We start from the raw sequence: 13,271 nt of genomic DNA, 5'->3' as shown, positions 1-13,271 counted from the left end.
CGTGCGGGTCGTACCCGTATGCCGTGGTGCCGTGACGCCGCAGGTCCCTGCGCGTCGCGACGCCCTCACCCCGGAGCACCGACGCTTCGAGGGGAGGGACCATGGCAGCGACCGACGACGAGCACGACTCGCGTCCCACCGCGCCCACGCACGGCGAGCGTCTGACGATCGACGCCGCGATGCGCCGCGCACTCGATCTCGCCCGGGAGCGCCCCGTCCACGGAGCCAACCCGCGCGTCGGTTGCGTGATCCTCGGCCACGGTTCGCCCGTCGACGGCGAGGTGCCGCCCACGACGGTCGCCGCCGCGCCTGCTGTCTTCGCCCCGAACGGCGAGCTGGTCGGGGCAGTCGGGACAGTCCTTGCCGAGGGACGCAACCACGGCGCCGGGACTCCGCACGCAGAGGTCGTCGCCCTCGAGGACGCTGCCTCGCGCGGGGCGGACGTCCGAGGCGCGACGGCGGTGGTGACGCTCGAACCGTGCCACCACACGGGTCGGACCGGCCCGTGCTCGGTCGCGCTGGCCGAGGCCGGTGTCGGCCGGGTCGTGTTCGCGGTCCCGGACCCGAACCCCGTCGCCGTCGGTGGCGCTGCTCACCTGGAGAGCACGGGGATCGACGTCGTCGGCGACGTGCGGCGCTGCGAGGGCGAGGAGGTGCTCGGGGCCTGGCTCCGCGCCGTCCGCCGGGGTCGTCCGTGGGTGACGCTCAAGACCGCCACGACGCTCGACGGGCGTGTCGCCGCCGTCGACGGCACCAGCCGGTGGATCACCGGGCCCGAGTCCCGGGCCCACGCCCACGGCGTGCGCGCGTTCGTCGACGCCATCGCGGTGGGGACGGGCACCGTCCTCGCCGACGACCCCGCACTGACCGCACGCGTCGGGAACGAACGTTCCGGGGCGCCCGACCAACCGCTGCGCGTCGTCGTCGGGCACCGGGACGTGCCGGAGGACGCCAGGGTGCGGGGCCCCGAGGGCGCGCTGCTGCACCTGCGGACCCACGACGTCCACGAGGTCCTCGGCGCGCTCCACGCGCGGGAGGTGCGGCACCTGCTCGTCGAGGGCGGGCCGACGGTGGCGGCCGCGTTCCTGCGCGCCGGCGTCGTCGACGAGGTCCACGCGTACGTCGCGCCGGTCCTGCTGGGTGCCGGCGCCCACGCCACGGCGGACCTCGGCATCGGCACGATCGCCGACGCCGTGCGGCTCACGACGACACAGGTGCGCACGCTCGGCCAGGACGTGCTGGTGGTCGCCCACCCGCAGACAGCTACGGAGGAGGACTGATGTTCACGGGAATCGTCGAGGAGATCGGCACGGTGGGGGAGATCACGTTCCCCGACGGGCCGGAGGCCGACGCCGTCATGACCGTCGAGGGGCCGCTCGCCGCCTCGGACGCCGTGCTCGGCGACTCGATCGCCGTCGACGGGGTGTGCCTGACCGTCGTCCGCGTCGAGGGCGGGTCGTTCTCCGTCGACGTGATGCCGGAGTCCCTGCGCCGCACAGCGCTGGCCGCGCTCGCGCCCGGGTCACGGGTGAACGTCGAGCGGGCGATGCCCGCACACGGTCGGCTCGGGGGCCACATCGTCCAGGGCCACGTGGACGGCGTCGGGCGCCTCGTCTCCCGGGACCCCGGAGCGCGATGGGACGACCTCGTGCTCTCGGCACCCGCGGGCGTCCTGCGCTATGTCGCGGAGAAGGGCTCGATCACCCTCGACGGGGTCTCGCTGACCGTCACCTTCGTCGCCGACACCACGTTCGGCGTCTCGCTGATCCCCACGACGCTCGCGGCGACGACGCTCGGCGACCTCGCGGTCGGCGACCAGGTGAACATCGAGGTGGACGTGATCGCGAAGTACGTCGAACGGCTCCTCGCCGGGCGCGTCGCACCCCACAAGGACGCGTCATGAGCGCGCGGCACGTCGCCACGGGGACGATCGAGGACGCGATCGCGGCGATCCGCGCCGGGCGACCCGTGCTCGTCGCCGACTCGCCCCAGCGCGAGAACGAGGCGGACGTCGTCTTCGCCGCGGCCACGGTCTCGGTCGACTGGGTGGCGTGGACGATCCGGCACTCGTCGGGCTACCTCTGCGCGCCCATGCCCGCGACGCGCGCCGACGACCTCGACCTGCCCCTGATGGTGCCGAACTCGCAGGACCCCCGACGGACCGCCTACACGGTGACCGTCGACGCCGCGGCGGGGGTCACCACCGGGATCTCAGCAGGCGACCGGACCCGGACGCTCCAGGTGCTCGCCGACCCGGAGGCCGGCGCCGCCGACCTGATCCGCCCCGGGCACGTCCTTCCGTTGCGCGCGGTGCCCGGCGGGGTGCTCCACCGCGCCGGGCACACCGAGGCAGCGGTCGACCTGGTCCGGCTCGCCGGCGCGGGAGAGGTCGGCGGCATCGCCGAGCTCGTGCGCGACGACGGTTCGATGATGCGGCTCGACGACGCGGCCGGCCTCGCCGAGCGGGACGGGCTCGTGCTCATCACCATCGAGGACCTCATCGCCTGGCGCAGCGAGCACGACCCCGTGACTGAGGACCAGCGGACGGGACCGCGCCCGCACCGCGTCGTCGCGACCTCGGTCGCCGCGCTCCCGACCGAGCACGGCGAGTTCCGCGTCCACGGCTACCGGGACGTGACCACCGGCTCCGAGCACCTGGCGCTCGTGCCCGTGCGTCCGCACGCCGGTGACGCCTCGCCAGGCGCCGCCCCGCTCGTGCGCGTCCACTCCGAGTGCCTGACCGGCGACGCGTTCGGCTCGCTGCGGTGCGACTGCGGACCGCAGCTGCGCAGCGCGATGGCCCAGGTCGCCGAGCACGGGGGAGCGGTGGTCTACCTGCGCGGCCACGAGGGTCGGGGGATCGGTCTGCTCGCGAAGATCGCCGCCTACGAGCTGCAGGACGCCGGGCGCGACACCGTGCAGGCGAACCTGGAGCTCGGGTGGCCGGTCGACCGTCGCGAGTACGGGGCGGCCGCCGCGATCCTCGACGACCTCGGGCTGAGACGCGTGACGCTGCTGACCAACAACCCCGCCAAGGTCACCGGCATCTCGGCGAGCGGGATCGACGTCGTCGACGCCCGACGGCTCGAGGTGGGCCACGGCACCCACAACCACGCCTACCTGATGACGAAGAAGACCTCGATGGGCCACCTGCTCGACCTCGCGGGGGCCGACGGGACCCAGGAACCACCCATGACGAAGGAGACGACACGATGAGCGGAGCAGGAGCGCCGAGGCTCGAGATCGACGGGACGGGGATCCGCGTCGTGGTGGTCGCCGCGAGCTGGCACACCCAGGTCATGGACGGGCTGCTCGCCGGGACCCGGCGAGCGCTGGCGGCGGCGGGCGTGACCGACGTCACCGAGGTCCGCGTGCCCGGCTCCTTCGAGCTGCCGGTCGCCGCGTCGCGGGCCGCCGCGGCGGGCGCGGACGCCGTCGTCGCCCTCGGCGTCGTGATCCGTGGCGGGACGCCGCACTTCGACTACGTCTGCTCGGCCGCGACGTCAGGGCTCACCGACGTGACGGTCCGTACCGGGGTCCCGGTCGGGTTCGGCCTGCTCACCTGCGACGACGAGGCCCAGGCGCTGGACCGGGCCGGCCTCGAGGGATCGAACGAGGACAAGGGGGCCGAGGCCGCGGAGGCGGCCGTGGCGACCGTCGTCGCGCTGCGCGCGCTCTGAGGACGCGCAGGGCGACGACCTTCCGGGACCGTGGTGCCCGCGGTGCGGACCTGGGCGCGGCGGTGCCCGCCGCCGTCTAGGCTGAACCCGTGAAGACGTTCGAGTCCCTTTTCGCCGAGCTCGCCCAGAAGGCCGTCGACCGCCCGGAAGGGTCTGGCACGGTCGCCGAGCTGGACGCCGGGGTCCATGCCATCGGCAAGAAGATCGTCGAGGAGGCCGCCGAGGTATGGATGGCCGCCGAGTTCCAGAGCGACGCCGAGGCCTCCGAGGAGATCTCCCAGCTCATCTACCACCTGCAGGTCATGATGGTCGCCAAGGGCTTGAGCCTCGAGGACGTCTACCGCTACCTGTGACGCCCTGGCGCCTGCCGTGAGGTGGGGCCGCCGGGCACCGTCGAGAAGAGTCCGACCACAGCCCGAACAGAGCCCGACCAGTGCCGACGAACGAACGAGGAACCGTGCTGCGCATCGCCGTCCCCAACAAGGGGTCTCTCTCCGAGCCCGCCTCCGCGATGCTGCGCGAGGCCGGCTACCGCCAACGCCGGGACACCCGTGAGCTGGTGCTCGCGGACCCGGACAACGACGTGGAGTTCTTCTTCCTGCGTCCGCGCGACGTCGCCGTGTACGTCGGGGCGGGGACGGTCGACGTCGGGATCACCGGGCGCGACCTGCTGCTCGACTCGGGGGCCGCCGCCGAGGAGCACCTGCCCCTCGGGTTCGCCGGGTCGACCTTCCGGTTCGCCGCACCCGCCGGGACCATCACGACGGTCGAGGAGATCGCCGGCAAGCGCATCGCGTCCTCCTACAACCTCCTGGTGCAGCGCTACCTCGCCGACCAGGGCGTCGAGCCCGCGGAGATCGTCCACCTGGACGGCGCCGTCGAGAGCTCGGTGCGGCTCGGGGTCGCCGACCTCATCGCCGACGTGGTCGAGACCGGCACCACGCTCCGTGCCGCAGGCCTCGAGGTCTTCGGCGAGCCGATCCTCCTCTCCGAGGCCGTCCTCATCACCCGGCACGGCGCCTCCGAGGCCCCGGGCCTCGACGTCCTGACCCGCCGGCTCCAGGGCGTGCTCACGGCCCGCCAGTACGTCCTCATGGACTACGACGTCCCGGTCTCGCTCGTCGACACCGCGGTCGCGCTCACGCCGGGTCTGGAATCTCCGACGGTCTCGCCCCTGCACGACAGCGAGTGGGCCGCCGTACGCGCGATGGTGCCGCGCAAGCAGACCAACCAGGTCATGGACGCTCTCTACGACGTCGGCGCCCGCGCGATCCTCGTCACCTCGATCCACGCCTGCCGTCTCTGACGTGCACGAGTTCCTTCGCGCTCCCGGGGCAGGTGAGGCCGATGGCCCACGCTGACCCGTACGCGACGGTGAGGCCCCGCTTCGGTCGATGGATGGCGATCGCGGTCGGCGTACTCACCGTGGTGGTCTGCGGCGCCGTCGTGGTGCTGGCCACCGGCGAGCTGGCCTCCTGGGGCAACCGTGCGTCGCTCCTGCTCTTCGCGGCCCTCGTCGTCCTCCTGCTGTGGCGCCTGGGCGGCGTGCGCGCCGACGTCGACCCGAACGGCATCACGGTCCGCAACGTCGTCGTGACGCGGCGCCTCGAGTGGTCCCAGGTCGTCGCCGTGCGGTTCGGCCCGGACCAGGCCTGGCTCCAGCTCGACCTGTCGGACGGCGAGACCCTCTCCGTGGTCGCCGTCCAGCAGGCGGACGGGCAGCACGGCAGGGACGAGGCGAGCCGTGTCGCCACCCTCGCGCAGGCGCACGGCGAGGGCCGCGAACCGACCCGCGGGACGACGTCCGACAACAGCTGAGCCCGCCGGCACCTGGCCCGGGCAGGGGACACGCGAACGCCCGGCCACCCCTCGCGGGGTGACCGGGCGTTGTCGCCGGTCGTGCTGACCGGCTGCGGGGCTCTCGCGGAGAGGCCCGAGGTCAGCGCGCAGTCAGCACGGCCGGCGCGGAGTCAGCGCGGAGTCAGCGCGCCGCGCTGTAGCGCGGGGCGCGGTCGCCGTAGCGCTCGCCACCGCGGCTGTCCCGCGAGGGACGCCCGCCGTCGGTGCGGCCCGACGGGCCGTGGCCGCGGTACGAGTCCCGGCCGCCGTCGCGGGGGTGCGCGGGTGCGACGGGGCGCCGCGGTCCTCGCTGATGCGCAGCGCCTTGCCGCCCACGCGGGCGCGGCCGATGCGGTCCAGCGTCTCCGGGCTCATCGGGGTGAGGATGTCGACCAGCGAGAAGCTCGAGAAGATGTCGATCTTGCCCAGGTCCTTGCCCTGCAGACCGCCCTCGTTCGTGAGGGCTCCGACGATCCCGCGCGGCTCGACGCCGTGCGAGTGGCCGACGGCGACGCGGTAGCGCGTGCCCTGGGAGTCCCGACGGATGCCGGTCTCACGACGCTCGCGACGGGCGTCGTCGCGGGGGCCGCGGCGGGGCGCGCGGTGGTCCTCGCGGTCCCGGTCGCTCGACCGCGACTGGCGGGCGGCACGAGCCTCGGCACGCTCCGCCTCGAAGCGCTCCTGCTCCTCGCGGGCCTGCGGGCCGTCGTCCCCGACCGCGAGCGCCGCGAGCGCCGCGGCGATCTCGACAGGGTCGCCGTCGTGCTCGGCGAGGTGCGCCTTGACGAGCTCGGTGTACATGGCGAGGCGACCGGCGGCGATGCGCTCGGGGAGCTTCGCGAGGAGGTTCTTGGTCTTGTGGGCCGAGACGTCCGCGGGGGACGGGATCTCGATCTCCTCGAGCTGGACGCGGATCATGCGCTCGATCTGCTTGAGGCGGCCACGCTCGTGCGGGTTGACGAACGAGAGCGCGGTGCCGGAGCGGCCGGCGCGGCCGGTGCGGCCGATGCGGTGCACGTAGGCCTCGGGCTCCTTGGGCAGGTCGAAGTTCACGACGAGCCCGATGCGGTCGACGTCGAGGCCGCGGGCGGCGACGTCGGTGGCGACGAGGACGTCCACCTGGCCGGAGCGGAGGCGCTCGACGATCTTCTCGCGGTCCTTCTGCGCGACGTCGCCCGAGATGGTGGCGGCGGTGATGCCGCGCTCGACCAGTGCGGCACCGACCTCGTCGGCTGCGGCGCGGGTGCGGACGAACACGATGGCGGCGTCGGCCTCGGAGACCGCGAGGACGCGGGCGAGCGAGCCGGCCTTGTGGCGGAACGGGACGACGGCGTAGGTCTGGCGGACGCTGGTCACGGTCGTGGCCTGGCGGGCGACGGCGATCTCGACCGGGTCGTTGAGGTGGTGCTGGGCGACGCGGCGGATCTGCGGGGGCATGGTCGCGGAGAAGAGTGCGACCTGACGCTCGCGGGGGGCCTGGGAGAAGACGGTCTCGACGTCCTCGGCGAAGCCCATGCGGAGCATCTCGTCGGCCTCGTCGAGGGCGAGGAAGCGGATCGCGTCGAGCTTGAGGGTCTTGCGCTCGAGGTGGTCGATGACGCGGCCCGGGGTGCCGACGACGATCTGTGCGCCGTGGGTGAGGGCGCGGGCCTGGGGGCCGAAGGGCGCGCCTCCGTAGAGGGCGACGACCTCGACGCCCGGCATGCGCGCGGCGAAGGTCTCGATGGCCTCGGCGACCTGCATGGCGAGCTCGCGGGTCGGGGCGAGGACGAGCGCCTGGACGGCGCGCAGCTTCGGGTCGATCGCGGCGAGCAGCGGGAGGCCGAACGCGGCGGTCTTGCCGGTGCCGGTCTGGGCGATGCCGGTGATGTCGCGGCCGCCGAGGAGCGTGGGGATCGCCTGCGCCTGGATGGCGGACGGCGTCACGAAGCCGAGGTCGGAGATCGCGCTCAGCAGCTCGGCCGGGAGGCCGAGGTCCGCGAAGGTGGGGCCGACGGGGGCGTCGGTCGCGGTCTCGCCGGCGGTGTCGGTGGGGAGTGTGGTCTGGTCGGTGGCGCGCTCAGGCGCACGGACGTCAGTCATCGAAGAATGAACCGTTCGTGGAGGTGTCGGAGCCGGGGTGCGGTCACCAGGACGGATCTCCGCAGGTCGCACTCCCGGACAAACACACATGCGTGACTCTCGGTCACGCGCACACGAACACGCGGGAACAGCGACGAACTCCAAAGGGATGTCCCCATCGTACGCGGGGAAGCCGGGGAGCGACAGGGGCGCTGCGGCGCGTCCGGTGAGGTCGGACACACGCGGTGCGACCAGCACGACGCGTCGTGCTGGTGTGCTCCTGCGGCGGACGTGACCGGCGGCGACGGTCCGTAGGATGGACGCGCGGGGGTGCTCGTGGCCCGCTCGGGCCCGTGGGAGCATTCGCGGGGAGACGTGACGACCGGGTCCGGTCTCGCGGTGGACGAGTCGGCAGGTGGCGGCAGGTGATGGGCTGGTGGCAGAAGCAGCGGCACGGGACGAGGTGAGCTCGCGCGTCCTCACCGTCCCGAACCTCATCAGCTTCGCCCGGATCCTGCTCGTCCCCGTCTTCGCCGTCCTGATCATCCAGGGCGAGGACCTCTGGGCCCTCGCGGTCCTCCTGGTCTCGGGTGCCAGCGACTGGCTCGACGGCGTCCTCGCGAGGCGACTGAACCAGACCAGCCGGCTCGGGCAGATGCTGGACCCGGCGGCGGACCGGCTCTTCATCTTCGTGACCCTGCTCGGCCTCGCCTGGCGCGACATCGTGCCCCTGTGGCTGCTCGTCGTGATCGTGGCGCGGGACGTGCTGCTCCTCGCGACCCTGCCTGCCCTCACCCGACGCGGGCACGGCCCGCTCCCGGTCACCTTCGTGGGCAAGGCCGGGACCTTCGCGCTCCTGTACGCGTTCCCGCTGCTCCTGCTCGCGGAGGCCCCCGGGTGGGTCGGGGAGACCGCCGCCGTCGTCGGATGGGCCTTCAGCTGGTGGGGCGTCGGCCTCTACTGGATCGCTGGCGTGCAGTACGTACGCCAGGTCCAGGCGTTGCGGCGCGCCGAGGCCCCGCTCAGGTCGGTGGGCACGCCGAGCACTGCAGGACCGGCGCCGGTACCGCCGGCTGCGTCGCCGACGGCGCCGCCCTCAGGAGACCCCGCACGAGACACTGCTCGAGATCCAGGGACGACGCCGTGAGCCGGCCGGACGGCGAGGCTCGGCCCTCCGCGCCGAAGGACGCATCCATGACCCTCCTGAAGGAGGTCATGGAGCGCCCGCTCGACCCCGGGTACGCCGCCGCCGCGGCGCGACGCGAGTCCGCGGACGCCGTCCCGCGCTCGACGCTGACGAAGGCCTGGATGGCCCTCCTCGCCGTGCTGCTGGGTGCCGTCACCGTCACCGCCGCCGTCGAGCTCCGCAAGCCCCAGCCGGCGGCCGTCGAGGCACGCCAGCTCCTCGACGAGCAGATCGCCGAACGGCAGGAGGAGGCCGATGCGCTCGCCGCGCAGGTGGACGCCGTCGGCTCCGAGGTCGACGCGCTGCGGTCCTCGGCGCTCGAGGAGGTCAGCCCGGCGCTCCTCGAGACCTTGCGCCGGGACGGGGTGCAGTCGGGCGCCACGGCGGTCTCCGGGCCGGGAGCGGTCGTGACGCTCCGCGACGCCTCGACGCTCGCCGGGGCCGAGGTCGACCCGGACACCCGGGTCCAGGACCTCGACCTCCAGATCGTCGTCAACTCCCTGTGGGCCGCCGGCGCCGAGGCCATCGCCGTCAACGACCACCGGCTCACCTCGATGAGCGCCATCCGGAGCGCGGGAGACGCCGTCCTCGTCGACCTGCAGCCCATCAACAGCCCCTACGTCATCGTCGCGATCGGCGACCCCGGAGACCTGCAGAGCGGACTCGCCCGCTCGGACGCGGGGGAGTGGATGGTCTCGCTCTCCAACTTCGGTATCCAGACCTCTGTCGTCGGCCAGAGCGAGCTCGACGTCCCGGCCGGGAGCCCTGCCGATCTCTACTACGCCGAACCCGTAGAATCGCCGACGACCACGCAGGGCGCGTCGGCGGAGACGTCCGTCCCGGGCACGACCACGGTGCCCGACGCCACGCCACAGCCGTCCGAAGAGCAGGGAGTCGACCAGTGATCGCCGTCGTCGGGCTCGTCATCGGTGTCGTCATCGGGCTGGCGTTCCAGCCTGCCGTGCCCCCGTCGTCGCCCCCTACCTGCCCATCGCGGTCGTCGCGGCGCTCGACGCACTCTTCGGCGGGCTGCGCGCCAAGCTCGACGGGATGTTCGACGACAAGGTGTTCCTCGTCTCGTTCCTGTCGAACGTCGTCGTCGCGGCGCTGATCGTGTTCCTCGGTGACCAGCTGGGCGTGGGCTCGCAGATGTCGACCGGGGTCGTCGTCGTCCTCGGCATCCGCATCTTCTCCAACGCTGCCGCGATCCGTCGCCACCTCTTCAAGGCGTGACGATGGACGAGCACCACCGGAACGACGACCCGGCCACGCACCCCGACCCCGCCGCACCCGCCGAGGACGTCGGCGAGCAGGTCGCCGAGACGGTCGACCAGACCGGCACGGAGCCACACACCGAACAGGGCGCCGAGAAGAGCACCGAGGGGGCGCGGCGGGGGACGCCTTGCCCGCCGACGATCACCCGCGCACCGCGGACAACGGTGCCGCCGAACCCGACGTACCGGTGACCGCGGACGACGCGTCCACGACCGACGGCCCAGTCGCCGTGCCTGCTGGACCGGAGTCCGGGGTCGACGCCGTCGAGACCGACGCCGAGCCGGGCGGACCGCAGACCGAACCCGCTGCGCCCGACGCACAGGACGAGATCGAGTCGACGGACGAGACTGTTGCCGCAGGCGAGACGTCGGACGAGGACACGACCTCGACCGAGGTCTCACCGTCCACCGCACCCGCAGGACCCGAGACGTCGGCAGCTCCTGCATCGCCGGGAGAACCCGCCGCGTCACCAGGACGTCGGGCGTCGGCCGAGCCGGCGGAGACGGCCGAACCGACCGAACCGACCAAGCTGGCCGAGACGACGCCGTCCGGCGCGACCTCCGCACCTGCTGAACCCGCGTCGTCGGCCGACAACCCCGGCGGCTGGACAGGTCTCTGGCGAGCGCTGCGACCGCACCGGTCGCGAGCGCAGATCCTCGCGGGCGTGCTGTGCGCGGCCGTCGGGTTCGCCCTCGTCGTCCAGGTGGGCGCGAACCAGAGCGACGACCTGTCGAACCTCCGCCAGTCCGAGCTCGTACCGCTGCTCGACGACGTCACGACCCGCTCGGAGGCTCTGGAGGAGCAGGTCCGGGATCTCGAGACCACGCGCGACGAGCTCCGGTCGGGCGCGGCAGGCGAGCAGGCTGCGCTCGAGCTCGCTCGGGAGCAGGCCGTCACGGAGGGGATCCTCGCGGGCCGGCTCCCCGCCCAGGGCCCGGGCATCGATCTGACGATCATCGAGTCTGGCGAGCCCATCCCGGCCGCGACGATGTTCAACATCCTCGAGGAGCTGCGGAACGCGGGCGCCGAGGTCGTCGAGGTCAACGGGGTCCGCGTCGGCACGAGCACGTCGTTCACCCGCGACGGCGCCGCCCTCATGATCGACGACACACAGATCGACTCGCCGTACCGATGGAAGGCGATCGGGGACCCGGCCACGCTCGAGACGGCGCTGCAGATCGTCGGTGGAGCCATGGCAGCGGTCCGCAACAAGGGGGCTCAGGAGACGATCCGACAGCTCGACGAGCTCGAGATCGACAGCGTCCGGGAGCTCTCGGACCCTGAGTTCGCGACGCCCGTGCCCGAGCCAGGGATCTCCTGACGCCGACCGTGGCCCCAGGCGTGCGCACACGCCGCCGGGGGACATAAGGTGTAGTAGTTTGCGGCGTCAGAACACCACCGACGGTCAGCCCGTCGGTCAGTGCCGAGGAGGCGACATGACCAGCCCGGAGGAGTTCGACCCGCAGCGCGCGGGCAACGACACGACCATCCGCTTCGGCAGGATCGAGCCCGCTCCCGTCGAGGAGCCAGTACAGCCGGGCGACCTGTCGTCGGCGGAGCTGGCCGCGATCTCGGCGCTGCCGGCGCACTCGGCGCTGCTGATCATGCAGCGTGGACCCGGGTCGGGGTCACGGTTCCTCCTCGACGCCCCACGGACCGTCGCTGGCCGCAGCGAGCGCGCCGACATCTTCCTCGACGACGTCACGGTCTCGCGCAAGCACGCGGAGTTCGTCCGTGAGGGCGACGGGTTCGTGGTCCGCGACATCGGTTCGCTGAACGGGACATACCTCAACCGGAGCCGTATCGACGCCGCGGTGCTGACCTCGGGCGACGAGGTGCAGATCGGCAAGTTCCGGCTCACGTTCCACGGCAGTCCCCAGGCCCGGGTCGACGCGGCCGGCGGAGCGTCGGGGACCGCGTGAGCACGTCGGCGGACCACGCGCGGGCCGTCGAGCCCGACGACGCACGGGAGCCCTGGCCACAAGGCATCTCGCGGCGCCCCTCGATGCGCATCTCCGACGTCCTGCGTGCGCTGCGCCCCGAGTTCCCCGGGGTGAGCCACTCGAAGCTCCGGTTCCTCGAGGAGCAGGGACTGATCGAACCCGTGCGCGGCACCTCTGGGTACCGGCAGTACAGCGCGTCGGACGTCGAACGGCTCCGGTTCGTCCTCGTCGAGCAGCGCGACCGCTACCTGCCGCTGAAAGTCATCAAGGACCGGCTCGCGGACCTCGACGCTGGTACCGCGACCGCCCACCCCGGGCCCCGGCTCGCCTCCACCGACGAGTCCGGCGAAGCTGCCACCCGGTTCACCCGGGACTCGCTGATCTCGACCACCGGGGCGTCGGCCGAGCTCGTCGAGTCGCTCGTCGCGGCAGGCGTCCTGAAGCCGTCGCCCGCAGGGTACTTCGAGACCTGGTCGGCCGACGTGGTCGTGATCGCCGGGTCGCTCGCCGAGTACGGGATCGAGGCACGTCACCTGAGGTCGCTGCGGACCGCCGCCGAGCGCCACGTCGGGCTCGTGCACCAGGTCTCGGCACCCTGGCGCGGCCAGCAGTCGGGTTCCTCGCGCGCGCACGCCGAGTCGGTGGCGACGGAGGTCGGCGAGCTCCTGACCCGCCTCCACACCACCTGGGTCCGGGAGGGCGTCGCCGACCTGACGTCGTCGTAGCCCGGTCGTGACGTCCTTTCACCTGACGGTGCCGCCCGTACCGTCGTACCGTGGGTCGGTGAGCGGCGACGCCCCCATGGTCCATGTCGACGTGCTCGGTGTCCGGAGAGGCACCACGGAGCACGATCTCGTCGTGCTGCTCCTCGACGACGCGTCCGAGCTCGTGGTGCCGATCGTGATCGGCCCCCGCGAGGCGAACGCGATCGCGACCGCCCAGAGCGGCCGCACACCACCCCGCCCCATGACGCACGACCTGCTCTGCGACCTGCTGGCCGCATCGGGCTCGAGCATCGACCACGTCGAGATCATCGCCCTGGACTCCGGGATCTACTTCGCGGAGATCGTCCTCGGCAACGGCCGCAGGGTCGACTCGCGCGCCTCGGACGCGATCGCTGTCGCGGTACGCAGCGGCTGCACCGTGCTCTGCTCCGCGGAGGTCGTCGCGACGTCCGGTGTCGAGGTCGTCTCGGCCGCGCAGCGCCGCGACATCGAAGCGTTCAAGCTGTTCCTCGACGGCGCCGGCCCCGAGGACTTCGCATGACGGAGGATGTCCGGGAGCACG

At 73.0% G+C, this 13,271-nt stretch carries 15 protein-coding genes and 1 pseudogene; 15 read left to right on the top strand and 1 reads right to left on the bottom strand.

Annotated elements, in window-relative coordinates; genetic code table 11:
* Positions 1-179 precede the first annotated feature (179 nt).
* The 7 genes from ribD (at position 180) to QUE47_RS14280 (ending at position 5,498) form a co-directional block, all read left to right on the top strand.
* On the top strand, positions 180-1,280 hold the full coding sequence (gene ribD / locus QUE47_RS14310; RefSeq protein WP_434019767.1) for a bifunctional diaminohydroxyphosphoribosylaminopyrimidine deaminase/5-amino-6-(5-phosphoribosylamino)uracil reductase RibD: 1,101 nt from the start codon (positions 180-182) through the stop codon (positions 1,278-1,280).
* Complete coding sequence (locus QUE47_RS14305; protein WP_286217832.1) at positions 1,280-1,903, top strand: riboflavin synthase; 624 nt, start codon at positions 1,280-1,282, stop codon at positions 1,901-1,903. Before ribD ends, QUE47_RS14305 begins: the two co-directional genes overlap by 1 nt.
* Positions 1,900-3,216 carry a GTP cyclohydrolase II gene (gene ribA, locus QUE47_RS14300; RefSeq protein ID WP_286217831.1) on the top strand — a complete coding sequence of 439 codons (1,317 nt, stop codon included), beginning with the start codon at positions 1,900-1,902 and terminating at the stop codon, positions 3,214-3,216. The genes QUE47_RS14305 and ribA overlap by 4 nt, the downstream gene beginning before the upstream one ends.
* Positions 3,213-3,680, top strand: a complete 468-nt coding sequence (gene ribH, locus QUE47_RS14295) for a 6,7-dimethyl-8-ribityllumazine synthase (protein ID WP_286217830.1) — start codon at positions 3,213-3,215, stop codon at positions 3,678-3,680. The genes ribA and ribH overlap by 4 nt, the downstream gene beginning before the upstream one ends.
* An 89-nt stretch (positions 3,681-3,769) precedes the next feature.
* Complete coding sequence (locus QUE47_RS14290) at positions 3,770-4,033, top strand: phosphoribosyl-ATP diphosphatase (RefSeq protein ID WP_286217829.1); 264 nt, start codon at positions 3,770-3,772, stop codon at positions 4,031-4,033.
* Between the two features lie 104 nt (positions 4,034-4,137).
* Positions 4,138-4,986, top strand: coding sequence for an ATP phosphoribosyltransferase (hisG, locus tag QUE47_RS14285; RefSeq protein ID WP_286217828.1), 849 nt, complete (start codon positions 4,138-4,140; stop codon positions 4,984-4,986).
* 92 nt (positions 4,987-5,078) lie between these two features.
* The gene (locus tag QUE47_RS14280) at positions 5,079-5,498 is read left to right on the top strand and encodes a PH domain-containing protein (protein WP_286217827.1); all 420 of its coding nucleotides are present in this window, start codon (positions 5,079-5,081) and stop codon (positions 5,496-5,498) included.
* Between the two features lie 132 nt (positions 5,499-5,630).
* Here the strand turns inward: QUE47_RS14280 and QUE47_RS14275 are convergent, their stop codons facing one another.
* Entirely contained in the window at positions 5,631-7,601 is a 1,971-nt protein-coding gene (locus QUE47_RS14275) for a DEAD/DEAH box helicase (protein WP_286217826.1), read from the bottom strand.
* A gap of 415 nt (positions 7,602-8,016) precedes the next feature.
* On the opposite strand from QUE47_RS14275, the gene clsA reads away from it, so the two are divergent.
* The 8 genes and pseudogenes from clsA (at position 8,017) to QUE47_RS14235 (ending at position 13,250) form a co-directional block, all read left to right on the top strand.
* Positions 8,017-8,727 (top strand): cardiolipin synthase ClsA, encoded by a 711-nt coding sequence (clsA, locus tag QUE47_RS14270; RefSeq protein WP_286217825.1) that lies wholly within the window; start codon positions 8,017-8,019, stop codon positions 8,725-8,727.
* 47 nt (positions 8,728-8,774) lie between these two features.
* On the top strand, positions 8,775-9,671 hold the full coding sequence (locus QUE47_RS14265) for a DUF881 domain-containing protein (protein ID WP_286217824.1): 897 nt from the start codon (positions 8,775-8,777) through the stop codon (positions 9,669-9,671).
* Positions 9,668-9,999 (top strand): annotated as a pseudogene (locus QUE47_RS14260) (small basic family protein). Before QUE47_RS14265 ends, QUE47_RS14260 begins: the two are co-directional and overlap by 4 nt.
* Positions 10,000-10,001: 2 nt before the next feature.
* The gene (locus QUE47_RS14255) at positions 10,002-10,232 is read left to right on the top strand and encodes a hypothetical protein (protein WP_286217823.1); all 231 of its coding nucleotides are present in this window, start codon (positions 10,002-10,004) and stop codon (positions 10,230-10,232) included.
* Positions 10,229-11,362, top strand: coding sequence for a DUF881 domain-containing protein (locus tag QUE47_RS14250; protein WP_286217822.1), 1,134 nt, complete (start codon positions 10,229-10,231; stop codon positions 11,360-11,362). The genes QUE47_RS14255 and QUE47_RS14250 overlap by 4 nt, the downstream gene beginning before the upstream one ends.
* A gap of 115 nt (positions 11,363-11,477) precedes the next feature.
* A complete protein-coding gene (locus QUE47_RS14245; protein WP_286217821.1) occupies positions 11,478-11,963 on the top strand; it encodes an FHA domain-containing protein in 486 nt (161 codons plus the stop codon).
* Complete coding sequence (gene ftsR, locus QUE47_RS14240; RefSeq protein ID WP_286217820.1) at positions 11,960-12,709, top strand: transcriptional regulator FtsR; 750 nt, start codon at positions 11,960-11,962, stop codon at positions 12,707-12,709. The genes QUE47_RS14245 and ftsR overlap by 4 nt, the downstream gene beginning before the upstream one ends.
* A gap of 58 nt (positions 12,710-12,767) precedes the next feature.
* Entirely contained in the window at positions 12,768-13,250 is a 483-nt protein-coding gene (locus QUE47_RS14235; RefSeq protein WP_286217819.1) for a bifunctional nuclease family protein, read from the top strand.
* Positions 13,251-13,271: the final 21 nt, after the last annotated feature.

This window comes from Paraoerskovia sediminicola (assembly GCF_030296575.1).
Classification (GTDB): domain Bacteria; phylum Actinomycetota; class Actinomycetes; order Actinomycetales; family Cellulomonadaceae; genus Paraoerskovia; species Paraoerskovia sediminicola.
This window is presented reverse-complemented; position numbering and strand designations above follow the sequence as displayed.

What these genes read in the sequence shown, in the direction of transcription:
- ribD (WP_434019767.1), top strand. Translation starts at nt 180, where the DNA reads ATGCGCCGCGCACTCGATCTCGCCCGGGAGCGCCCCGTCCACGGAGCC.
- QUE47_RS14305 (WP_286217832.1), top strand. Translation starts at nt 1,280, where the DNA reads ATGTTCACGGGAATCGTCGAGGAGATCGGCACGGTGGGGGAGATCACG.
- ribA (WP_286217831.1), top strand. Translation starts at nt 1,900, where the DNA reads ATGAGCGCGCGGCACGTCGCCACGGGGACGATCGAGGACGCGATCGCG.
- ribH (WP_286217830.1), top strand. Translation starts at nt 3,213, where the DNA reads ATGAGCGGAGCAGGAGCGCCGAGGCTCGAGATCGACGGGACGGGGATC.
- QUE47_RS14280 (WP_286217827.1), top strand. Translation starts at nt 5,079, where the DNA reads ATGGCGATCGCGGTCGGCGTACTCACCGTGGTGGTCTGCGGCGCCGTC.
- QUE47_RS14275 (WP_286217826.1), bottom strand. Translation starts at nt 7,601, where the DNA reads ATGACTGACGTCCGTGCGCCTGAGCGCGCCACCGACCAGACCACACTC.
- QUE47_RS14265 (WP_286217824.1), top strand. Translation starts at nt 8,775, where the DNA reads ATGACCCTCCTGAAGGAGGTCATGGAGCGCCCGCTCGACCCCGGGTAC.
- QUE47_RS14255 (WP_286217823.1), top strand. Translation starts at nt 10,002, where the DNA reads ATGGACGAGCACCACCGGAACGACGACCCGGCCACGCACCCCGACCCC.
- QUE47_RS14245 (WP_286217821.1), top strand. Translation starts at nt 11,478, where the DNA reads ATGACCAGCCCGGAGGAGTTCGACCCGCAGCGCGCGGGCAACGACACG.